Raw genomic sequence first — 25571 nt, forward strand, 5'->3', positions numbered from 1 at the left:
CTAGTTAATTGAGCATTTTTGTTAAACCAATATAAATTAAATAGTTATAAACTTTTAAACTCTTTTATCATGAAGAAAAAATTACTTTACTTCCTAACAGTGGGTATTTCATTAATTTCTGCAACTACAGTTTCTGCACAAACAGATGTATTCGCAGTATGGGGATTAGGTGGAACTAATGCAGCCGGTACAGTAAATCCTACAACTTTTGTATCTCCAGATGTAGCCGCCGAAATGGTGTTAGCAGGGGGATTACGTATTTTTAGTAATAGTACCCAGAATGCAGGGGGTGCGGTAACACCATCAGGTGATAATTCTAATTGGCAGAGAATTGCTATGCCTAACCCAGCTAATACTGCTAACCCAACACTTTATTGGGAAGATACTGCCCCTGACAATAATGGAAAGCACAGTGCTGCTAGTTACATGGAGTATAATATGCAAGCAACAGCGGCCGGAAAGTGGTTGCAAATTAGCGGGATTTCTATACCAGTGATTGGTTTTGGAACAGGAGATGTAAGGATGATAGCTAAATACTCTGTGGACGGTATTACTTTTAGAGATTTTTATAAAAGCGGTACATACTGGGTTAAAACAGGTGAAACTACAGGTGAGGCTCAAGCAGTAAGCTTAACTGAAGCAAGTCCTTCACCTGCAAAGAGGAATAATACCACTGATGGTGGTTCAACAACTTTAGCTGCTGTGACAATAACATTTACAAACTTGCAAATAAATGTAGAACCTGGTAAAAAATTTTATGTTCGTCTTTATCCATACATGAGAGGAACTGAGCCTAGTTCATCTGGTAGCAGAGGGATCCAAATTAGAGGAGATATTACATTGTCAGGTAAGACAAGCGATGCAGCACTCCCAACTGATGTTCCACTGCCTTTAGACTTTCTGTCTTTTACAGCCAAAGCAGATGCTCTAGGTAAATCTGTAAACTTAAATTGGAGAACTACCAATGAGGTAAATACTCAGGAGTTTATCATCGAAAAAAGAACCGACCTTACAGCGTTTACAGCAATAGGCAAAACACCAAGTAATAATACAACGGGCATTCATAATTACAACTTTACAGATAATAATGCAACCAAAGGAAATGCTTATTACCGTTTAAAACAAGTAGATAATGATGGTGAATTTGATTATAGTGATATTGTAACAGTAAATATAAAAACTGGCATAAGCTTAAGTGTTTTTCCAAATCCAACTGATGGAGTATTAAATATAGCTCATGCATTAGCAACCAAAGGGTCTGTTAAAGTTCTAAGTTTAGAAGGTAAGAATTTAGTAACTCAAGCCGTGACAGAAGGATCTACCTCTACAAGTTTAGATATTTCTAACTTAAGTACAGGAACTTATTTGGTAGTTTATGATAGTGCTGGGCAGCAATCTACTTTAAAATTCATCAAAAAATAAAGAATTTAAAATAAACCACAACAGGAAGTCTTACTCTTAAGACTTCCTGTTTTTTTAGTGAATTCATATAGCAGGATACCTTATGATGTCCTGCTTTTTTATTATACAATTTACGGCATCGTTCCCGCCAACGATTGCACATTTTTATTGTCTTAAAATCCCTTTTATAACATATTATGTTGCTAATATTGAATAACCAATTTTTAATATAAACCTGATTTTAAAATCTCAACTATACATTATGAGAGATAAAATCGTAAAAAAATTATTATGAAAAAAAAATTACTTTATTTAACAGCAGTAGTTTTATTATTGCTATCGTTCAACAACGAGTTAAGTGCTCAAACTGTTCAGTTGTATAGACAAGCCGGTGATATCACTGATGCGGCAACTAGTTTTACCTATACAACATCTTCGGGAGGAGATGTCATTACCTATCCGGCTTCAACTACCACTTCATCATCTAATATTTGTGCTCCTGCGGTTCGAAGAGTTCAGCTAGCGTCCTTCAATTTGAACTATAAATCAGGTTCTGTTGGTAATATCGTAATTTCCGGAAATTCTTCTGGTGGCACCTCTTCAAGAACAGTAACAGCGGTAACCGTAAATGGAGTTAATGTTACAGCGGATGTCACAATAGTTACCACTATAGCTGGTAATGGTGGAACCTTAGACTGTGGTAATATTACAATTACAGGATTAAATGTAGCTCAAAACGCTACAACAGGAGTTAACATAGGAATTACATTTGATGGAAATACAAGAGTAAATACTATTAGTATTTCGTCCGCTACCTTACCACTTGATTTTCTTTCTTTCACAGCTAAACCTGATGCTTTTGGTAAAACAGTAGATTTAAACTGGAGCACTACTAATGAGGTAAATACTAAAAACTTTGAGATTCAAAAAAGAACAGATAGTAGCGATTTTACAACTATTGGCAATTTGCCAAGCAAAAACGTTGCAGGTGTACACCACTATTCTTTTACAGATAACACTTCAAATCCTGGAAATTCTTATTACAGAATAGTTCAGTATGATAATGACGGGGCTTCAACAATCAGTAAAATAGTTGCTGTAACAAACAAAGCTGCTGTTGGTTTATCTGTTTATCCAAATCCTGTTGAAGAAACTTTAAATGTTAAACATGCTGCTGCTAACGCAAGTGCAAGCTTTAAAATATTAACAGCAGATGGAAGAACAGTTTTACAAAGTGCTGCAGGAGTGAGTTCTACTTCAAGTAGTATTAATGTTTCTCAGTTAACATCCGGAGCATATTTATTGATTTTTGATAATCAAACCGATAGCTCTTCAATCAAATTCGTTAAAAAATAAAAATTGGTTATATTTTGACAAGGCTCGGAAAGAAATTTCTGGGCCTTTCTTGTTTAGAAAAGCGTAAAAAAATTCGCAGATAAACAATAAATGTTACGGCATCGTTCCCGACAACGATTGCACATTTTTATTCCCTTAACACCTTATTTATCAGCCTAAAACAGCCTATTATTGTATAGCCAATTAAAAAGATAGAACCAATTTTTTCCTGTAAATTATTTCATTCTCGTTTTAGAATTAATAAATAAATAAAAAGTGATTTTCTCCCTCTAAAAGGTAATAATAATTCCTAACCAATTAAAATGAAAAGTTTAAAGTTCTTTGCCCTGTTTGTTGTTTTTGTATGTTCGTTTCTTAATCTTCAAGCTCAAACAACATTAATCAACACTAAGTTTGATAATACATCACCTATTAACTTTTTAACAAGTGATGGTACTCCTAACGCCACAAAAGCAGCGGATGGAGTATGTAGTAAAGGGATGATACAAATTAATCCTGTTCAAAAAATACAATTAGATGTATCAAGTTGTAGTTCTTTAGTGGTGAATATGAAGTCAACTTCAACATCTACAAGAACTGTTACCATAAAGTATAAGAAAGGCAATGCTGCTACATATACAACCTTGTTGCCAACTGTATCTGTTTTAGCGGCACAATCTTTTAATCTCACCACAATTTATCCAGATTTAGTTTCAAATGAATCAATTAGTATCATTATTGAAGCAACCAGTGGCAATACCCAAGTTCACGATTTAGTATTGGTCTCAAGTGGTTTAAGTTCCGCAAATAAGATTACTTCTTTTAAAATGAATAACCAAGTTGGCAACGAGGTAATAAACGCAACTAATAATACTGTTGCGGTAAATGTTTTAGCAGGTACAAATTTAACAAATGTTGCTCCTGCAAGTATTGCTGTATCAAGTTTTGCTGGCATCAGTCCTTTAGCTACTGCTACTAGAAATTTCGCAAGTAATAGCCCCGTAACATATACAGTTACAGCAGAGAACGGAACAACTAAAGTTTGGACAGTTATAGTTTCTGAAGTGAGTTCTACCCTAAAAGAAATTACTGATTTTAAACTACGTAATTCACAATTTGGAGCTTCCATTATAAATAAGAATGCCGGAACCATTACCGTAAATATTCCTGACAGCGTTAACCTAGGGTCTTTAACCCCTTATTATATCTACTTATCAGATAATGCAGTTATTTCTCCCGGAATAAATACCGCTCAAAATTTTAATAATCCCGTAGTTTATACAGTAACTGCACCTGATAATACCACTAAAAATTGGACGGTTAACGTCAATAAAATTGATGTAACTGGATTTCCTGTTGTGAACTTTAATGAAGTAATAGGTTTTGCTTCTATGACCGCTGATGGATTTACTGGACCAACAACTGGCGGTGGTGCCATAATTTCAGGCAGAACTAAAGATACGGTTTACATTAACGGACCAGCAGAATTTGCTAAGCTTTGCACCATTTTGCAAAACAGAATAAAATATAAAACGTACAGCAACAACCCCTTAACAATAGTTTTAGAAGCCGGAATTTATACAGGTACAGGTGGTGTAGAATCTGTTTGGGCAAATGAAATGCTTACGATACAAGAGCAAGAAAATTTAACAATAATTGGCCGCAAAAATGTAATATTAAACTTTGGGATAAATGTAAAACGTTCTTCAAATCTTATCATCCGAAATATTACTATACAAGACTATTACGATGACGGGATAAACATTGGAGAACCAGAAACACATCATGTTTGGGTAGATCATTGTACAGTTGGACATCCTACAACTTTACCTGCAGATAGTGAACACCCAGACGGAGGAATTGATGTAAAAGATGGAGCTAGTTATGTGACTATTTCTTGGACAAAATATCGTAACAGTTGGAAAACAGGATTGGTAGGGCATTCAGATAATCCTGCCCAAGGTGTTATTGATGCTGGTAGGTTAAAAATAACTTATTACGCCAATCATTTTTATCATACCAATTCTCGCAACCCAAGAGTGAGGTTTGGTGAAGTGCATGTTTTAAATAATTTGCAAGAAAATGTAATGCTTTACGGTATTGCGGCTGCCAATAGCGCATCGGTTTATGCAGAGAATAACTTCTTTTTAAATACAGTTTGGGGAATGTATGCAGATAGAGCCGAAACAGACTTTAAAGCGGTGTTTGGAAATAATTCGGATGACAAATTCACCTCTAAAACAGGTAATTATCCCGCAACAGGTTTAAAACAAGTTGGCAATGAGTATGATGATAGCGGTTTGCCGTTAATTACCGCACAGTTAAATTCTGCAATGCTAAACCCTTCTGGTCGTTCTGTAAAATTCGATGAATTTAATCCTTCTTCAGTATTTACCCCATCAACCTATTATGCTTACACACCAATGTCGGCATCGGTAACACGTAAAATTGTTCCGCTTTTAGCAGGTGCAGATGTGGTTGACTTTTTTCCGAAAGCGAAAACAAGTACTACATTACCACTTACCTTTTTAGCTTTTGATGCTAAAGTTGAAAATCAATATGATCCATCGGTAAAACTTACTTGGACAACCACTAATGAAATAAATACTAAAGATTTCGAAATTTTAAGAAAGGGAGATGATGGTGATTTTGTTAAAATAGCAACAGTGCCAGCAGAAAACAAAAGCGGAATTCAAAATTATTTGTTGATGGATAGAAGCCCAATTATGGGTAATAATTATTATCAGCTGAGACAAAACGATAACGACGGAAAATTTAGTAATAGTAAAATTGTAGTTGCTTCTTTTACTAGCAAAGCAGTTTTAAAAGCATACCCAAACCCAACCAATGAGATTTTAAATGTGTTACACCAAAGTGCTGATAAGAATGCTTTCATTAAAATTGTTGGAACGGAAGGAAGAGTTTTTATCAAACAAACTGTAGCTGAAGGAACTTTTAATTCTTTAGTAAACGTAGTTGCACTAAAAACTGGGGTATATTTTATGGTTTTTGAAAACGAAGGCTTAATAACATCAGTGAAATTTATTAAACAATAATTTAACTAACATAAAAGCTCATTTGTAGGCTTATTTATGTGAATTATTGATTGCTTTTTATAGTTGTAATTATTGATTATGTATAAAAATTAATTCTTCAAAATATTTGCGTTGCGCCATCGGGTGCAGCGCTTTTTTTAATGCTTAAATTGCAGTTTACCGGCAACGATTGCACAAATATAAACATCAAATTACTTCTTATTCCTTCTTGTTTTTGCTAAAATTGTAATCATTAAATTGTAGTAAAAACAATTTTAGCCAATTAATTATCAGAAGATAATTGAATAAACCTAAACACTTTATTCCGGTATAATACTGGTTTATAACTAATTTAAAAATAGTAGCATGATAAATTTAAATAATGTTATTTCAGGAGCGATTTTTTTAATATTGGGTATCGCTTCTTGCTCTGCATCCAATTATAAAACAAAAGATACAACACAAATAAAATCATCGGCTTTGTTTGCTAATAACAAAGCTCATGAGATAAAAGTTTCTACCCCAGAAGAGGTTTTAACCGCAGTAAAAAATGTCAAACCTGGCGATGTTATTTTAGTAAAGGGTGGTAACTATGCTTTTAATGAAAGAATAAATATTAAAATTAATGGTAAAGTAGATTCAATAATTACTTTTAAAGCAGACCCAAGCGATACGCAAAGACCTAAATTTGATTTTAGCGCATTGGCAGAAGGAGACGCTAACCAAGGGATCATATTAAGAACAAGTTATTGGCATATTAAAGGGATTGATATTTCAAAAGCAGGTGATAATGGAATATTAATTACCGGAGGGAATAACAACATTATTGAATTTTGCACTTTTTCAGAATGTTTAGATACCGGTTTACAATTAATAGCCGGAGCAGCAAATAACCTCATATTAAACTGTGATTCTTATTTTAATGCTGATTCTAAAATAGAAGATGCTGATGGCTTTGCTTGTAAAATTGACGCAGGTTCTGGCAACAAGTTTAAAGGATGCAGAGCTTGGCAAAACCTTGATGACGGGTGGGATGGTTATTTGAAAAGAACAGATAATGTGAACACCACCTATGAAGATTGTTGGGCTTTTGGTAATGGTTTACTAAAAGATGGTACAAAGGGCCAAGGAGACGGAAACGGATTTAAAACTGGAGGCAGTGATGATAAGCTTTTAAAGCATAATGCTACATATATTAACTGTCTTTCAACCCTAAACACAAAAAATGGTTTTGCCCATAATAGTAATAGAGGTTCAGTTGAGTTATTAAACTGTACTTCCTTTCTAAACGCAGAAAAGAATTTAAATTTTGGCAGCAAAAATCAGGTTTCAAAATTGACAATTAAAAATACGGTGGTATTTGGGAAAGTTGGGTCTTTAGAAGCTGATGAGAAAGTTATAGAAAACAATAGCTGGCAATTGGCTAAAGAATTTAAAATGGGAGATTTTGTAAGTTTAGATTTGAAAGAACTTTCAAAACCACGTAAAGCAGATGGTAGTTTGCCAAATATTAAGATACCTAAAAACTAACTAAACATCAATGAAAAAAGCGATGATCAAACATGCAATATTTTATATATGGTTGGTTTTGCTGCCATCAATAAGTAAAGCACAGGCACAAATTTTTAGTTATACAGTGGCTAAAGATGGAAGTGGCGATTTTAAAACTATACAAGAAGCAGTTAATAAAGTAAGAGATCATTCGCAAAAAACAGTTACGATAAATATTAAAAACGGTGTTTATAATGAAAAACTGGTAATTCCTTCGTGGAAAAAAAACATTGCTTTAGTTGGAGAAAGTAAAGAGAAAACAATCATTACTAATGATGACTTTTCTGGCAAAGATTTCCCAACAAAAGATTTTACTGGCAACACAAAATACAGCACCTATACTTCTTATACAGTTTTAATACAAGCTAATAATTGTAGTGTGGCAAACTTAACTATTCAAAATACGGCTGGCAAAGTGGGGCAGGCGGTAGCTTTAATGGTTGAAGGCGATAAAGTAAGCATCAAAAACTGCAATATTTTGGGAAACCAAGACACACTTTACACTGCAAAAGATGGGAAAAATTATTTTGAAAACTGCTATATAACAGGTACTACAGATTTTATTTTTGGAGAAGCTACAGCCGTTTTTCAAAATTGCACCATAAAAAGTTTATCCAACTCTTATGTAACAGCTGCTTCAACTTCTGCAAATCAAAAATATGGTTATGTGTTTTTTAATTGTAGTTTAATAACTGCCGATGGCGTTGATAAAGTTTACTTAGGACGGCCTTGGCGTCCTTATGCCAAAACAGTTTTTATAAATTGTGATTTAGGAAAACACATTGTTGCACAAGGTTGGGATCCTTGGAAAGGAGATTCCATGTTTTCTGATAAAGAAAAAACCGCTTTTTATGCAGAATACAATAGCAAAGGTATTGGTGCAAATCCTTCAAATCGTGTAAAATGGACACATCAACTTTCAAAAAAGGAAGCAAAAAAATATACATTAAAAAATATTTTTTCCGATTGGCAACCTTAATAATCAGTTGTCATTTTTTTAATAAAGCTAATAGACGCTCAATTTACAGTCTAGTATTATTTTACTATTGCTCACTAATATTTTTTAAAAACAATAAAACAAAACTATGCAATCGTTGCCGGTAACGGTTGCATAAATAAATACCTCTATTCCGTTTTATTTGATAACAATAATCGTTAAAATTGCTTTAAACACGGTATTGAACATTAATCCAAAACCTGTTTGTAAACCTAAAATTACCGCAGTCAAATTATTAAAAAGAAAATTTAACAAAGCAGATTCGGTGCTGTAGCAGTCGGAATTGTACTCAAACATCAAATAAAAAAATGACAAAATTTAAAAAAATCTGTTTTTTAATAGTTCCTGTTTTAATAATGATGGGCTCTTGTGCATCAATTAAAAATAAGAAAGTAGATGATAAAAAAAGTCTATCAGAGGAGCTTTCAAAGACTATTATAGATAAATATGCCTATCCAGTATTAAATGAAAGTCGTCCGTTAAAATGGACTTACGAAACTGGGGTTTATTTAACAGGAATTAGTCAAGTTTGGAAACGTACAGGGAAAGGCGAATATTTTAAATATATACAAGACTGCATGGACAGTTTTATTGATGAACAAGGCAATATTAAAACTTACAAGTTTGCAGATTATAATATAGACAATGTACGAAATGGGGTTAATTTGATGCTCTTATATAAAGTAACAGGTAAGAAGAAATATTATACTGCGGCGGCGCAATTAAGAAAGCAACTGCAAGAACAACCACGTACCAATGGCGGAAGTTTTTGGCATAAAAAGATTTATCCTTGGCAAGTTTGGTTAGATGGACTTTATATGGGCATGCCTTTTTATACAGAATGGGCTGTAGAATTTAACGAACCGGAGGTTTTTGATGACGTTGTAAATCAATTCGTAGATATTGAAAAACAAGCAAGAGATACCAATACAGGTTTAATTTACCATGGTTGGGATGAATCTAAAGAACAAGCCTGGGCTAACAAAACTACAGGCAATTCTCCAAATTTTTGGGGAAGAGCTATGGGTTGGTATGGGATGGCATTAGTTGATGTTTTAGATAACTTTCCAAAAGATCATCCTAAAAGAACAGAACTTTTAGCTGTTTTAAATCGCTTAGCTATTTCAATACAAATGTCTCAGGACAAAAAAAACGGATTATGGTATCAAATTTTGGATAAGCCGGATGGCAAAGGAAATTATTTGGAAGCTTCAGCGTCAAGTATGTTTGTTTATACCCTCGCGAAAGCAGTTAGAATGGGCTATGTAGATGCCTCATTTGAAAAAGTTGCAGAAAAAGGTTATGCAGGTATTAAAAATCAATTTTTAGAAACTGATGATAAAGGCTTTTTACACTTAAACGGAACGGTTAGCGTTGCGGGTTTGGGCGGAAAACCTTACCGAGACGGTAGTTATGAATATTATTTAAGTGAAAAAGTTGTACAAGACGACCCAAAAGGTGCTGGTGCATTTATAATGGCGGCCAATGAAATGGAGCTAAGAAATATATCACAGGTTGGCGCTGGCAAAACTGTAATGTTAGACAACTTTTTCAACAACGAATTTAGGAAAGATATTAACGGGAACAACCAAAGTTTTCATTACGTATGGAACGAGTGGGATAATAATGGTTTCGGATTGTTAGGAGAACACTTTCGTTATACAGGAGCAAAAACGGAGACTATAAAAGAGTCTCCAACTGAAACCAATTTAGCTAATGCAAGTGTTTATATCATTGTTGATCCTGATACTAAAAAGGAAACAGAATTTCCGCATTATATGCAAGCTCCAGCAATTCAAAATATTGTGGAATGGGTAAAAAAAGGAGGGGTTTTATTGCTGATGGCAAACGATTCAAGCAATGCAGAACTTCCTCATTTCAATGATCTTGCTCGCCAATTTGGCATCGAGTTTAAGAACGAATTGAAAAACCCAGTCACAGGAAGCCAGTTTGATATGGGCTTAATTAAAATTGATGCAGGTAACCAAGTTTTTCCATTAGGTGCAACTACCTACTTAAAAGAGATTAGCACTTTAGGTTTAAAAGAACCAGCAAAAGCAGTAGTTAACCATAATGGAGATGTTGTAATGGCTACATCAAAATTGGGAAAAGGTACTGTGTTTGCCGTTGGCGACCCTTGGTTATACAACGAATATACGGACGGAAGAAAACTGCCTAACAAATTTGAAAATTTACAAGCGGCCCAACAGTTGGTTGCTTGGCTTTTAAAACAAGCTAAATAATAAGACAATGATTTTAAACATAAAAAACCTTAGTAGTATTAATGCGGACAATGTAGAAATTCCGCAATCTTCATTATTTAACCTACCAGAAAAAGTATTACAGTTTGGTACTGGAGTTTTGTTGAGGGGTTTACCCGATTTTTTTATAGATAAAGCCAACCGCCAAGGTGTTTTTAATGGTAGAGTTGTGGTAGTAAAATCAACAGATTATGGCACAACTAAAGATTTTGACGACCAAGATGGTTTATACACATTAAGTATAAACGGGATAGAAAACGGAAATGCAGTTGCTAAAAACATTATATCATCTGCTATAAGCAGAGTACTAACTGCAAGTACACAATGGCAACAAATTTTAGATTTAGCTGTAAATAAAGATTTAGAAATTGTAATTAGCAATACAACAGAAGTTGGTATTGTTTTAACAGAAGACAATATTACTTCAACACCACCACTTTCTTTTCCAGGCAAGCTTTTGGCTGTTCTTCATCATAGATTTTTAGCTTTTAATGGCGCTGCAGATAAAGGTTTGGTAATTGTACCTACAGAGCTAATTGTAGATAATGGAACCAAATTAACCGAAGTGCTTTTTGAGTTAGCAAAACAAAATAATTTATCAGACGATTTTATCAATTGGCTTAAAAATCATAACGAAATTTGTAATTCATTAGTAGATTGTATTGTGCCCGGTAAACCTGCAAAAGAAGAACTTGAGGATATTGAAAGCGAATTAGGTTATAAAGACGACCTGTTAGTAATGTCTGAAGTTTACCGCTTATGGGCAATTCAAGGAAACGAAAAAACTAAAGAAAAACTTTCTTTTGCAAAGGCAGATAAAGGAGTTGTAATTACTCCTGATATTGACCTTCACCGCGAGTTAAAATTACGTTTACTAAACGGTACGCATACTTTAAGTTGCGGTTTAGCATTTTTAGCAGGTTGCGATACGGTTAAATCTGCAATGGATGATGAAGCTATTGAAGCTTATGTTGCAAATTTAATGCGTAATGAAATTGCTCCGGCCATTCCGTACCAAGTTACGGAAGAACAAACTACAGAATTTGCAACAAACGTGTTAGATCGTTTTAAAAATCCTTACATCAACCACCAATGGTTAAGTATTACTGCAAATTACAGTTCAAAGCTTAAAATGAGGGTGCTACCTGTGTTGTTAAATTACGTCCAACAATTTAACAAAGTGCCAGAACTTATTGCTATGGGCTTTGCAGCTTACATTAGGTTTATGAAGCCCGTATCAGATACAGATAATAAATTTTTTGGCGAAGCTAATGGCCAACAATATCATATTAACGATACCAAAGCAAGCCATTTAGCTCAACTTTGGAAAAACAATGCTGACAATATTGTGGTTGCCGTTTTAGGCGATGTTTCTCTTTGGGGGAAATCACTTACAGAAATTCCTGAATTTAGCCAATGTGTGGAGAAGCATCTAAAATCTATGGATAGCCCTCAAGTTATAAAAGAAATTATTACAAAAAACAAAAGTTCGTTAGTATCTTAAAATTATGCAAAGAGTATTAAAAGTTCATCCAAATGACAATTTATTAGTTGCTTTAACAGACCTTTTTAAAGGTGAAATCATCATTTACAATGAGGAGAAAGTAACGCTTTTAGATGACGTTAAAGCAAAACATAAATTTTTGACAACTGACTTAAATCTAAGTGAAGAAATTTTTATGTATGGCGTTTTAGTAGGCAAGGCGCAAACAGCTTTAAAAGCCGGTAATCGTATCACAACAGAAAATGTAAAACATGCTGCCAATAGTTTTGAAATTGGAGACGAGCGTAAAACCTCTTGGGATAAACCAGATGTTAGCAAATGGGAGAATGTTACTTTCAACGGTTATTATCGCCCAGATGGGAGTGTAGGAACTGGAAATTATTGGTTAGTTATTCCGATGGTTTTTTGCGAGAATAGAAATTTAGAAGTATTACAAGACGCATTAGTTAGCCCATTAGGTTATGGCAGAAAAAAAGCATACCAAAATCAGGCTTTAAAGCTTATTGATTTATATAAAACTGGTGCTGATGCTGAAGATATTTTAAAAGTTGATTTATTTACGGAAAGCGATGGAGAAAAATCGAAAAAGCTTTTCCCAAATGTTGATGGCATTAAGTTTTTAACTCATCAGGGCGGTTGTGGCGGTATCAGACAAGATTCTGAAACACTTTGTGCATTGTTGGCAGGTTACATCACTCATCCAAATGTTGCTGGTGCAACGGTATTAAGTTTGGGCTGTCAAAATGCAGAGGTAAACACTTTGCAAACAGAAATTGCTAAAAGAGATCCAAATTTTTCTAAACCTTTATATGTTTTAGATCAACAACAAGTTGGTAAAGAATCAGACTTGTTGCCATTGGCTATAAAGCAAACTTTTGCAGGTTTGGTAGAAGCGAATAAGCATACAAGAAAACCTGCACCGCTTAGCCATATTACTATCGGATTAGAGTGTGGTGGTTCTGATGGTTTTTCTGGAATTTCTGCTAACCCAGCAATTGGCTACACTTCAGATTTATTGGTTGCTTTAGGCGGAAAAGTTATTTTAGCCGAGTTTCCAGAATTATGCGGAGTAGAACAAAATATTAGTGATAGGTGCGTTACGGTTGACGAAGCAAAGCGTTTTTCATCACTAATGAAAACTTATGCAGCAAGGGCCGAAGCAGCAGGTTCTGGGTTTGATATGAATCCATCTCCAGGAAACATTAAAGATGGTTTAATTACCGATGCGATAAAATCTGCAGGAGCGGCAAAAAAAGGAGGTACTTCTCCTGTTCAAGCAATTTTAGATTATCCTGAAAAAGTAACCAAACCGGGTTTAAATTTATTGTGTACTCCGGGTAACGATGTAGAATCAACCACAGCCGAAGTTGGATCTGGTGCAAACGTAGTTTTATTTACTACAGGTTTAGGTACACCAACAGGTAATCCAATAGTTCCGGTGGTGAAAATTGCTAGCAATACCATTTTATTTAACCGAATGAGCGATATTATGGATGTAAACACGGGAACAATTATTGACGGCGAAGAAACCATTTACCAAGCAGGCGAACGTATTTTAGATTACGTAATTAAGGTTGCAAGTGGCGAAATTGAAGTGAGTGCAATGCGTAATGGTCAAGACGATTTTATTCCTTGGAAACGTGGGGTATCATTGTAGATTAATATATTCCCATTAGCTAAAACCATATTTTATATATTAAAAAAAAGGTTTTTGATTAAATACAAAGATTTCAATTTTAACCAAACGAAAGTTTAATAAAGTTTTAATATGAACAAATTACTTGCAAGCTTTGGCATATTTGCCATATTAGGGTTTTACTCCTGTGCCCAAAAAAAGCAAATTAGCTATACCGAAAGGGCATGGGTAACAGCAGACTCTATACGTAAATTAATTAAAGCACCAGAGTTTAAGAAGAAAGATTTTAAAATTACTGATTACGGTGCCGGAACTGATAGCACTGTATTAGTTACCGAAGCCTTTGCAAAAGCAATAAAAGCTTGCCATGAAAATGGTGGTGGTAGAGTAATTGTGCCAAAGGGAACTTTTTTAACTGGTGCAATCCATTTAAAAAGCAATGTTAATTTACATTTAGAAGATGATGCGAAAATCAAATTTAGCCGCGATACCAAAGACTTTTTACCTTTAGTTTTTACGAGGTGGGAGGGGATGGAATTGATGAATTACTCGCCGCTTATTTACGCTTATGAGCAAGAAAATATAGCCATAACCGGAAACGGTATTTTAGACGGAAATGCAAACAATGAATATTGGTGGCCTTGGAAAGCAAAAGAAGAGTACGGCTGGAAAGAAGGAATGAATGACCAGAGAGCAGATAATAAGTTGTTGTTTGAACAAAATAAACAACAGATTGATCCTCGTAAAAGAATTTATGGCGAAGGACATTATTTACGTCCGGCATTTATTCAGCCTTATCTTTGCAACAATGTTTTAATTTCTGATGTTAAAATTATTAATGCACCAATGTGGAATTTAAATCCAGTGCTTTGCGAAAATGTAACAATAGCAAATGTTAAAATCATCACTCATGGTCCAAATAATGACGGTTGCGATCCTGAATCTTGCAAAAATGTATTGATTAAAGATTGCTACTTTGACACTGGAGATGACTGCATTGCTATTAAATCTGGAAGAAACGAAGACGGTAGAAGAATTGCTAAACCAGCAGAGAACCACATTATTGAGAACTGCGAAATGAAAGATGGGCATGGTGGTGTTGTTATTGGTAGCGAGATCTCTGGAGGTGCTAAAAATATTTTTGCCCAAAATTTAAAAATGGATAGTCCAGAGCTAGACAGGGTATTAAGAATTAAAACCAGTTCTTTAAGAGGTGGAATCATTGAAAATGTTTACTTAAGAAATATAGAAGTAGGTACTTATAAAGAAGCCGCTGTTAGGTGCAATATGTTTTATGAAGCCCCTGGAGACTTTATGCCTACAATAAGAAATGTAGTAGTTGAAAACATGAACGTTAAAAAGGGAGGGAAATATGGTGTTTTAGTTGATGCTTATGAAGAGTCTCCGGTAGAAAATTTAATGTTAATTAACTGCACTATTGAAGGGGTTGAAGTTCCGGTAAAAGCAAACCACACAAAAAATATGGTATTTAAGAATGTTTTAATTAACGGCAAAAAAGTAGATACTACAACTGATAAATAAACGATTTTAACGTAGAGCTATAAAAAGCATATTTAATATAATATTGTCTTGTCCTAAAATAAGCTTACAGTAACAGTTGAATATATGAAAGAGGCTGTCTCAAAAAGCGAGAACAGCCTCTTTTTTTATCTATTTATTTGGACAAGTGCTGGAGAACCTTTTTGTTTAAGCGATTATCAGACCGTACATTTTATTTTTGAGAAAGCCTTAACTTTTCGTTTTAGATAAGATTAATAATTTTTAAAATTTGCAGAGCATTGTTGCATGTCTTTTACCAAAAACAGAACCGGTTGCAGTATGTATTGCTAACATTTTATCGTTAAAACTACCTACCCAAGACAGTTCTAATTCATCGTATTGGTTTTTGGGGATTACGTAGTTTTTTAACTTTATAAAAATAGCAGACTCTAACCCATGTTTTTGGAATTTTTGTTTAGTTCCCATTACTACCGCTCTCATTCTGTTTACGCCTCTTAGTTTTTTGTACAAAAATTTCAGCTTGCCTATTAAATCTAACTTACCATTTAAAGGTTTTATCATAATGTTAGCATCGGGTAAAATAACCACAAAAGAAGCAGGTTCGCCATTAATATAGGCAAACCATATTAGTTTAGGGTCCATAATTTGCTTCATCTGCTCAAAGCTTTCTTTAACTGTTTCAAGTTTTATAGGAGCAAAATTATCGAAGTTTTGCCATCCATCATTATAAATTTCTAAAAAATCAGCAGCATATTTATCAAAATTTTTAGGATTTAAATACTCAAAAGTATAACCTTCTTTATTACTAACCCAGTTTGCAATTTTAGTAAAACGTTCTGGAAATGGTTTATATAAATCTAAATGATTGGTCATTTGTTCATACTCTGTTACAAAACCATAATCTATAAAGTGTTGGTGGTAATACGGGAAATTATAATTCATACCATAAGAAGGCTGTGTGTAACCTTCAATTAGTAATCCCCAAAAAATATCATTTTCTCCAAAGTTTATTGGGCCCTCCATGGCATCCATACCTTGTTCTTTTAACCATTCTTTTGCGGTATCAAATAGCAAAATAAATGCAGCTTTATCATCAATACATTCTACAAACCCAATTCCGCCAGTAGGTTGTTCAAAAGTGTGGGCTTTTTTTCCGTTTACAAAAGCTGCAATTCGGCCAATTAGTTTATTGTTGCGGTCTCTTAAAATCCATCTTTTAGCTTTCCCTTGTTTATGTAAACTGTTTTTAGTTGGGTCAAAAATAGCGTTAATGTCTTTATCTAAAGGGCAAACCCAATTTTGATCGTTTGCATAGATAATTCTGGCAACATCTAAAAAATCTTTTTGTGTTTTGGGGTTATTTACCTCAGTAATATTCATAAAACTTATAATTGCTACAGTAAAAAAAAAGCATCCGCCCATTTGGCGGATGCTTCTAAAATAAATATATTTAAGATGATTTAAAAATCATCGTCGTCATCAAATCCTAAATCATCAAACCCGGCAATATCATCTAAGGGGCCATCGAAGGTGTCATCATCATCTTCGTACTTTTTAGACTTAGGCGCAACAATGTCATCTTCGTCTTCATCTTCAGCTTGTTTGTCAACTGGCTTTTTTGTCGGTTTGTTTAGCTTTCCCATTGTGTGTGATTTTAATTTACTCTTTTAAAGGTACTAAATTTTAAAATTGTTATAAAAAAAATAATTTTTTTTTGGTGTGTTTCTAAGGCAAAAATATAAGGAAATTTTAGATTCAAAAAATTGATTTCAAATTATTCTGCTTTTTCTCCAATCTCCGATTGATTTTGTTCCTCAATGTCCTTTAATTGAGGTAAATCCGTAATAGAATTAATTCCAAAATAATCTAAAAAATACTGACTTAGGTTGTATAAAAGAGGTCTTCCGGGGCCATCTGCCTTGCCAGAAATACTAATTAAATCTTTATCCAACAGTTTTTGAATCGTATAATCACAGTTTACGCCGCGTATTTGTTCAATTTCTAACTTTGTTATGGGTTGTCTGTAAGCTATTATTGATAATGTTTCTAATGCAGACTGGCTCAACTTCTTCTTAGATTTTTGGAGGTGAAGCTGTGTAATTATAGGTTGCATTTCTTTACGAGTTAAGAATTGGTAACCTCCAGAAATTTCTACCAACTCTAAAGCAGATTGTTGCTGAATGTATTTTTCTTTGATTTGTTCAATGTGCTGTAATAATTCCGCATCTTCAAAATCTTTTTCCAAAGCAGTTTGTAAGCAAATATTTATTTCCTCCAATCTTAAGCTGGTATCAGATGCGAAAATTAGAGCTTCAATGTATTGAGTGAGCATTGTTTTTTAATCTTAATAATCAATAACCTGTTGCTTTAACTCTTTAACATCGTTTCTCCACTGATAAAGCTGATTACGTAATTGGGGTTCAAAGCCTGCTGCTTTTATAGATTCTTGAATTCCGTTTGAAGTAAACCTATGAGGAGCACCGGCAGCACTCACCACATTTTCTTCAATCATAATAGAACCAAAATCATTTGCGCCAGCTTGCAAGCAAATTTGAGCAACGGGTTTACCAACGGTTAACCAAGATGCTTGTATGTTTTTGATGTTTGGCAACATGATACGACTTAGTGCAATCATTCTTATATATTCATCGCCAGTTACATTATTTGTGATGCCTCTTATTTTTTTCAATAAAGTGCCATCATCCTGAAAAGGCCAAGGAATAAATGCCAAAAAGCCATAATTACCTTCTGGTTTTTCGCTTTGCACTTCACGTAACCAAATTAGATGTTCAAAACGTTCTTCAATGGTTTCAATATGCCCAAACATCATGGTTGCAGATGTTGCAATATTTAGTTGATGTGCAGCTCTCATTACATCAAGCCACTCTTGTCCGCCGCATTTTCCTTTAGAAATTAACCTACGTACTCTGTCGTTCAAAATCTCGGCACCAGCTCCAGGTAAAGAATCTAAACCTGCTTGTTGCAATTCTTTTAAAACCTCGTAATGGCTAATTCCCTCTAATTTGGCAACATGGGCAATTTCTGGCGGACCTAAAGCATGAAGCCTTACTTCTGGATATAGTTCTTTTAATTGCTTAAATAAATCGGAATAAAATTTTAGACCTAAATCTGGATGATGCCCGCCTTGCAACAATAGCTGATCGCCACCTAGTTGTACGGTTTCTTCAATTTTTTGCTTGTAAGTTTCAATATCTGTAATGTAACTTTCTTCGTGTCCTGGCCTTCTAAAAAAATTACAGAATTTACAGTTAGCAATACAAACATTGGTAGTATTTACATTTCTGTCTATCTGCCAAGTTACTTTACCATGTGGCACTTGTATTTTTCTTAATTCGTTAGCAACATACATTAACTCTGGAGTTGTTGCATAACGGTAAAGGTGTAAACCTTCTTCTAAAGTTAAAAACTCGAAATTTTGAGCCCTGTTTAAAATCTCAGGTATATTCATATTCAAAAGTACAGCTAATTTTCAATTTTGTTTGCCGATGCTTTTGTTTTTTAGCATAATTTAGCTTTATGATGATGGTTTTACATTTATCAAGATTTCAGCTATTTTAATCTGAAAATTATATTCATAAAATTAGCTGAAGATTTTAATAAATGAAAGTTTATAGGTTTGCCATATTGTTTTTCATATTTGTTTTGTGGCCAAAAATAAGCGCTATTTAACTTGGCGTTTTTGTTTTCTAAAATATGGATCCTAAACAGCTGTTAACCTCACATCCAAATTTGCAATGGTACTTATTTGCGGTTTATAAGTAAATATGCCTGTATCCGAATTGGTTCTCATTCCACGTAGAAACAAATAAATTACTCCTCCAAATTGGTATTTATAATTGAAGTTTGTCAACCTACTTTCTAAATATTTTTTAACAGCTAAAGAATAAATTAAATATTGCAAATGGTAATTATTTTCGCTCATTGCTTTTTGTAATTCTGGCTTTTCGTAGTTTACAACGGCATCTCCCAAATAGTTCGATTTCCAATCTAAAACATAAAATTTGCCCTTATGCTCAAAAAATAAATCAATTTTACCATTCATAATACCTTCTAAAATGGGGAAGGCTTTAACGTCAATATGCAGTTCCTCGTTGCTCAGTTTATTTAAATCGCCAGGGATAAAATTATTTACTGTAAAATCAAACTCAAACTCATGAATACATTTAAAAGAATTTACTTCCGAAAGTTTAAATTCATCTTCATCAATTTTGATGGTTGTATTTAAAACGTGGTGTAATAACTCCATTAGCATTGGCGCATAAACATCTTGTTGCTGTGGCACAAAAAGATCAATTGCTTTATTTACAACATCAAACCATTTACTTTTATCGTGGAAATGGATATTCTCCAATATAAAGTGGAGCATATTTCCAGTTTTGGCTCCTTTTTTTAACTGGTTAAAAATGAAATTATCATAATCGTTAAGTTGTTCTTTGCTTTTAGGTTTTATGCTAATTGGATGCTCTGCCCGCAACATAGAATAACTCATTCTGCGCCAGTTCTCTTCAGATAATTTAAAATCTACTGCTTTTAAATCTGTTAAAACTTCTTTTATACCATTAGTTTTATAATAGTTTTCAGCTGGATTTAAAGCCTCTATTTGATTATTGAAATTGATTAAAGGCGATTTTAACTCTTTTAAAACATCAGTAAAATAAGTTAAAGATGAGTTTTTATAAAACGTATTTCTATATACAAAACATTGCGAAACAGCTCTGGTAATAGCTACATAAATTAATCTGCGGTTTTCTTGTTCAGCTTGTTTGGTAACTTCTAAGTTTTGCTCTGCAGTAAGTTCAGGCTTTTCTGCCGAGATATAATCTCCGGTTTCTGGGTCTCTAAAACTACAATCTAAATGTTTGCTTTCTGCCAATAAATCTAAATTTGGCGCAAAAACAATTTTATATTCTAAGCCTTTACTTTTGTGTATGGTTACAATTTTTATAGCTTCTTCATCATTTTCAATTCGTTGTTCAAATTCGTCGCCTTCGGTAGCCATGCCTTCCAAACCACGTTTTAACCAGCTTATTAATTCTAAGGCGTTTAAACTTTTGCGGCTTTGAGTTTTATGTAAAAGCTCAATTAACTGATACAAATTAGTGATGAGTCTTTCTCCGTCTCTTAAGCTGTTTTTTAAAAGATGATTTTCTACAGAAAAATCCTTAATCCATTCTTTTAAAGCAGCATAAACACCATCTTTCTCCCAAGTGGCCTTATATTTTCTAAAAAGTTCAACGGTTAATTCGCTATCTAAAGCTAAAATATTTTCTTCCTGAAAACCTGTAAAAGGGGATAATAAAGCTTTATTGATGTTAGCTGTGCTAATCTCATTAATGGCTTCTAGAATATATAAAACGTAAGCCGCTTCTTCGCTTTGTAAAACCTTTCCATCATCAATAGTAATAGCAGGAATACCGTATTTTGTTAAGCTGTTTTTAATTTCAACACCTTGCTTTTTTGTTCTAATAAGTATGCCTATGTCTTTAGGTAGTATATTTCTGTAAGCACCATCAGCGTATATTTGGTAGTCTTTATTGTTTAGTAATTCTATAATTTGTGCACTTAAACTATCCTGAATAAAATCTTTTTTAGTGCATTCTATAATTTGAATTGGTGGTATTAGGTTTTGCTTATAAATTATATTTCCTTTATTGTTGCTTGTTGGCGATTCTACCGAGATATAATCAATACTATTTTCAGCTTGTGCAAAATGGAAAGTTTCAAAGTCCTCTTTAGGTTTAAAAAACACATTCATAGCTTCAATTAACCTTTCGGAAGATCTGAAATTCTGATTCATTCCGTAAAGATTATTTACCGCTTCTTTTGCCTTAAAATAAGTGAAAATATCGGCCTTACGCCAAGCATAAATAGATTGTTTAGGGTCGCCAATGTAAAACAGAGTGGTGTTTTCTGAAAATGCAGCTTCAAAAATTTCGTATTGTAAACGGTCCGTATCCTGAAACTCATCAACAAATACAGCTTTATATTTTTGCTGCAAGCAGGTCTTTAAAACAGCACTATTTCTGTTTACCAAAGCATGGTGCAAGTTGCTAATCAAATCATCATAAGTAATTTGATTGTAGCGATTTTTGTAGTAATTAACACCTTCGCTAATTTCTTGTATAGCGTGGCAATTTAGTTTGCGCACAATAACAGCTATAATTTCTGCCAGTTCATTTTTGATTTCTTCAAGTGCATCGTACCTGGTTAAAATATCATCAAATAAATTATTGATGTAAGCACTTTTTCTTTTATCAATAATAGTTTCTAAAAATAAATCAACGTCATTTACAATAGGTAAAATGTTTTTACGGGCGGTTGTATTGCCTTCGCAAGCAGCTGTAATATTTACATTATTTGCTATTATATATTGCTTTAAAGCAGTAGTTTCTGTTGTTAGTTTTTCTTGACAAAGTGTTATTTCAGCTTTAGCTAAGTCAAAATCTGATAAACTTAAATTGTAGTTTTTGCCTGTTTGGTAAGCAAAATACCTTTTGCCAGCTAAATGGTTATTTACCGTTTTTTTTACGCCTTCTTTTCTAAAACCAAAATCAATAAGTAAACTTAAAAAATCGGTAGGAATACCTGTGATGTATTTTCGCCAAAATTTATTGGTTTCATCTTCTAAAATAGTAGCACTGTCTTGCATTAAATCTACCCCAAAAAGTTGCTGAGTTTCAAAAGCAAATTCGTTTAAAGTTTGTTGGCAAAAACTATGTATGGTTAAAACCGATGTTTCATCTAAAAATAAAACTGCCTCTTTTAAAAGTCTTTTTACTTCTTCAGGATTTTTAATAATTTCTTTATTTACTAAATTGGTAATTGTGGCGTCTTTAATTTCTTCGCCTTGAGCAACTTTATAAGCTAATCGCACAAATAAGCGGATACGTTCTTCCAGCTCGGCAACAGCGGCTTTGGTAAACGTAACCATTAAAATTTCTTTAATGTGCAAACCTTGTTCTAACAATAAACGCAAAACCAAAATTGCAATAGAGTAGGTTTTTCCGGTGCCGGCACTGGCTTCAATTAAGTTACTACCGCTTAAATTAACTGTGGTAGCTACAAAAGGTTGTGGTATTTTTTTAGCCATTTTATTGAAAATAATTAGGAAAAATTTGTGCTAATGGACTAATTAATTTGTCGAAATTTTCTTTGTATTTTTTTAAAACAATAGGCTCAGGATCGTCTTTGATATATTCCTCATCAAAAAAACCGTCTTTGTATTTACTTAAAGCATAAAAATCGTTAGTGGGGAAGTTGTAATTGTTTAGCTTATCATCAACTGCTTTTTTAAATTTATAGTAGTTTAACTTTTCAATATCGGCAGGATTAATCTTTAAATCTGGATAAAAAACCATAATTTCTTCATGCCCTTTAATATACAATTCTATCAGTTCTACTAATTTGGTTTTGGCTTCCGCCTGATTGATGTTGACAGCTTTGTAAATTAATTCTTTGTGTGCGCTAATGTAATGTAGCTCTAAAGTATAGCCGTTTGCTTGCAACAAAAGATATTTTAAATAGGCCTCTAATAAATATTTAGTTTCAGATTTTGACCAAGCGATGGCTACCATTTTGTTTCCATAAATGCCATCAATTTTACCGCTAAACTTTACTCTCGATTCGTCAATATCTAAATCAATAGCTAACGTTTTTTCTTCTTCATTTTCAATACAGCCATCATACAAATATCTAATATTGGCTACTACTTCTTCGGTTTGCTCAAAAACTACGTTAGCCATATTTTTTAAAGGTAAACCGCCAGTTTTTAGCAATCTATCTTTCAATAAAACTTGTTTTGTTGGTTTTAAATGCAGTAAATTTTGCTTTAATCTCCAACTTTGTAAATGGTTAATGTCAAAAAGTTCGGTATCGGTTAACAAAGTATCGTCGTTATTGTAATAAATGCGGAGTACTTTATTAAAATAAGCTTTAAAAGGGTTTTTGAAAAAGTTGATAAAATCTTTAACAGCTATTTGGTTAAAAGTTAATACTTCTTTTTGTTGGGTTAAGAAAAAACGGTGCTTTGCACTATCCTTAACAGCTAAATAATTGATTTTGCCACTTTGCTGGTTTTTTAAACTAAAACTATGTAAAGCATGTTTAACAATAATTTCTTTAGCAAGCTCATCATTAACTGTATATTTTGTTTGCAGGTAATCAATCAATTCATCAACCAAGGCAGAAGGAGGGATGCTGCTATTGTCTTTTGCACTTTGCCCAATATAACTGATGTATAAATAATCCTGAGCAGATAAAAGTGTTTCTAAAAACAAGTGTTTATCGTTCTCTTTTACATTTCTATCGCCCTTTCGGGGATTTTTATTCATCAAATTAAAATTAACCTGATTTTCTTTCCTCGGAAATTTATCGAAATGTAAACCTAACAAAGCCACCACTTTAAAAGGGATGCTTCGCATAGGAATTAATGAGCAAAAAGTAATACCGCCGCCAGCAAAAGAGCCTGTGCGTACACTACTTTGTACCGAATTTAGGAAACTATGGCTAAACAATTGGTAGCTTAAATCATCAGTTAATAAGGCATTAATAGCGTTGTATTTCTCCAGTTGTTTTAATAAAACCGCATAATCTTCATCGGCATTTTCTCCGGGATCAAAAACCAAATCAATCAATAGTTTTTCTACGTATTTAACCCAATCGCTAATGTTTCGGTTTCTATCTCTATATGTAATTGAAGCAATTAAAACTTGTACAAAATGAGCAAATTTTATCAGCTCTTGTGCAGCAGTTCCTTCCACCATATCAACCGGATAAAGGCTATGTTCATCTGTAAAATACTCTTCATCGCCACTCATGCAAATGCCGTAAATAATTTTCTCTAAGCCATAATTCCAGCTCACATAAACACTGTCGTCTGCTATTTCGCCATCAATCCCAAACCTAATATTTGCCGTGTCAACTACTTTTCTAATTAAAGCAATATCTGTAATGCCAAACCTTTTTCTGATGTAACCAAAATCTAAAAGCTGTAAAACATCTTCGGCTTTAAAGTTTTGGCTATTCATTTCCATTAAAGCAATTAAAGCTGCCGCAATAGTGTCGTTAGAGCTATAACTTTCATCGGCAATGCTAAAATAAAACTGGTAAGGTGCGTTTCTGAAAACGGCTTTAATGTATGGTGCATAACTGTCAATATCGCTCACCATTACCACAATATCTCTGGGAGAAAGCGCTTCTTTTTTTTGATCAACAAGCCCAACTAAGAAATTATACAAAGCCTCAACCTCACGGGCAGGTGTGTAAGATGAATGGATGCTTAGCGAGCCATCTTTTATATTTTCAATACTGATGTTTTCTCGCTCGGCATCACTTAAATTATAGAAAATATCACTTTGAATTTGATGCAAAAGCGTATCAGTTTTGGGCTCTCTTATAGCAACTTCTTCATAATTATTGATCAGTTCATCGCTTTTAAAAAGCATGGCAAAAGTATGCTGAATTACTTTTCCCCAACTGGTTAATAAGTTGTTTCCTAAATTGCTGTCGCTATGGTCTAACAATCCCTTTCTTTGTAGCCTAAAAGCTTGTTTTTCGCTTAAATCTTCAAACCAATATAAACCTGGAGCAGGGTTTAATAAGTAATAAGAAATGTCTATTACTTTACCTACTTCATGAAAAATTTGCATGTGAAAATCGGTAGTCACCGATAAGCCAAACAAAAATACAGCAGGCATATTGTTTTGTAGTCTTTTTTGCGATACTGGATTTTTTAATTCATCAATAATATAATTACCTACAAAAGTTTTATCAGGCATTTTATCTCCCGATATTTCTTTTGCCTTTATCCATAAATACATTTGCCAATCGTCTTTTTGCAAATCCTGAAGCGTTGACGTATTCCAATCCCTAATCATTTCTGGTCGGTAAATTTGGTATTGATCAAACAAATCGGCAATTTTTTCGGCCAGTGCCATTCTTTTTAAATCCTTATCCGGATTATCTTCTGTATAGTAATCAGCAATATGTTTAAAGCGTTTTATAAAATCTTTTTCAGCCAAAATTTTAAACAGTAACCAGCTTTGATTTTCTGCCGATAATGGCTGCATGAAATCTCCACCTAAAACCGCATAAATTTGGTTAATTAAATCATTAGGTTTTAAAAAGCGATAATTGGCGGCAATACCTAAATTGTCTGCCAGTTGCATTTTTAGCCAATTATTCATCCCGTCGGTTTGGGTCACCAAATAATAAGGCTGAAAAACCGATATTTTTTGTGATTTTAAGTCTTCGCAAAAATATTTTGCCAAAATATTTAAAGAATTTGAAACCTTTAATTGTAAAGCCATTT

At 33.6% G+C, this 25571-nt stretch carries 15 protein-coding genes; 9 read left to right on the top strand and 6 right to left on the bottom strand.

The annotated features are described in order from the left end of the window. The first annotated feature begins 69 nt into the window (after positions 1–69). From ACFSSE_RS13540 to ACFSSE_RS13580, 9 genes are all read left to right on the top strand, one after another. Positions 70–1422: a T9SS type A sorting domain-containing protein gene (locus tag ACFSSE_RS13540; protein WP_379040329.1), complete on the top strand. Its 1353-nt coding sequence runs from the start codon at positions 70–72 to the stop codon at positions 1420–1422. Between the two features lie 270 nt (positions 1423–1692). After that, positions 1693–2757 (top strand): T9SS type A sorting domain-containing protein, encoded by a 1065-nt coding sequence (locus ACFSSE_RS13545; RefSeq protein WP_379040327.1) that lies wholly within the window; start codon positions 1693–1695, stop codon positions 2755–2757. A 302-nt stretch (positions 2758–3059) separates the two neighbouring features. Beyond that, entirely contained in the window at positions 3060–5792 is a 2733-nt protein-coding gene (locus tag ACFSSE_RS13550; protein WP_379040326.1) for a pectate lyase family protein, read from the top strand. Positions 5793–6137: 345 nt separating this feature from the next. After that, positions 6138–7301 (top strand): right-handed parallel beta-helix repeat-containing protein, encoded by a 1164-nt coding sequence (locus ACFSSE_RS13555; protein WP_379040325.1) that lies wholly within the window; start codon positions 6138–6140, stop codon positions 7299–7301. A 10-nt stretch (positions 7302–7311) separates the two neighbouring features. Beyond that, on the top strand, positions 7312–8301 hold the full coding sequence (locus ACFSSE_RS13560; RefSeq protein ID WP_379040323.1) for a pectinesterase family protein: 990 nt from the start codon (positions 7312–7314) through the stop codon (positions 8299–8301). A 326-nt stretch (positions 8302–8627) separates the two neighbouring features. Beyond that, a complete protein-coding gene (locus ACFSSE_RS13565) occupies positions 8628–10562 on the top strand; it encodes a glycoside hydrolase family 88 protein (RefSeq protein ID WP_379040322.1) in 1935 nt (644 codons plus the stop codon). 7 nt (positions 10563–10569) lie between these two features. Then, positions 10570–12084: a tagaturonate reductase gene (locus ACFSSE_RS13570; RefSeq protein WP_379040320.1), complete on the top strand. Its 1515-nt coding sequence runs from the start codon at positions 10570–10572 to the stop codon at positions 12082–12084. Between the two features lie 4 nt (positions 12085–12088). Further along, complete coding sequence (locus ACFSSE_RS13575; RefSeq protein ID WP_379040319.1) at positions 12089–13741, top strand: UxaA family hydrolase; 1653 nt, start codon at positions 12089–12091, stop codon at positions 13739–13741. A 111-nt stretch (positions 13742–13852) separates the two neighbouring features. Further along, positions 13853–15262 carry a glycoside hydrolase family 28 protein gene (locus tag ACFSSE_RS13580; RefSeq protein WP_379040318.1) on the top strand — a complete coding sequence of 470 codons (1410 nt, stop codon included), beginning with the start codon at positions 13853–13855 and terminating at the stop codon, positions 15260–15262. Between the two features lie 240 nt (positions 15263–15502). Here ACFSSE_RS13580 and ACFSSE_RS13585 read toward each other — a convergent pair whose 3' ends face one another. The 6 genes from ACFSSE_RS13585 to recC form a co-directional block, all read right to left on the bottom strand. Further along, a complete protein-coding gene (locus tag ACFSSE_RS13585; RefSeq protein WP_379040316.1) occupies positions 15503–16621 on the bottom strand; it encodes a GNAT family N-acetyltransferase in 1119 nt (372 codons plus the stop codon). Between the two features lie 80 nt (positions 16622–16701). After that, on the bottom strand, positions 16702–16884 hold the full coding sequence (locus ACFSSE_RS13590; RefSeq protein ID WP_379040315.1) for a hypothetical protein: 183 nt from the start codon (positions 16882–16884) through the stop codon (positions 16702–16704). 131 nt (positions 16885–17015) lie between these two features. Continuing rightward, complete coding sequence (scpB, locus tag ACFSSE_RS13595; RefSeq protein WP_379040314.1) at positions 17016–17573, bottom strand: SMC-Scp complex subunit ScpB; 558 nt, start codon at positions 17571–17573, stop codon at positions 17016–17018. Positions 17574–17585: 12 nt separating this feature from the next. Next, on the bottom strand, positions 17586–18710 hold the full coding sequence (locus tag ACFSSE_RS13600) for a CofH family radical SAM protein (protein ID WP_379040313.1): 1125 nt from the start codon (positions 18708–18710) through the stop codon (positions 17586–17588). 252 nt (positions 18711–18962) lie between these two features. Next, the gene (locus tag ACFSSE_RS13605; protein WP_379040312.1) at positions 18963–22352 is read right to left on the bottom strand and encodes a UvrD-helicase domain-containing protein; all 3390 of its coding nucleotides are present in this window, start codon (positions 22350–22352) and stop codon (positions 18963–18965) included. Position 22353: 1 nt separating this feature from the next. After that, positions 22354–25569, bottom strand: a complete 3216-nt coding sequence (recC, locus tag ACFSSE_RS13610; protein ID WP_379040311.1) for an exodeoxyribonuclease V subunit gamma — start codon at positions 25567–25569, stop codon at positions 22354–22356. Positions 25570–25571 lie beyond the last annotated feature (2 nt).

Source organism: Pedobacter alpinus (assembly GCF_042684645.1).
GTDB classification, from domain to species: domain Bacteria; phylum Bacteroidota; class Bacteroidia; order Sphingobacteriales; family Sphingobacteriaceae; genus Pseudopedobacter; species Pseudopedobacter alpinus.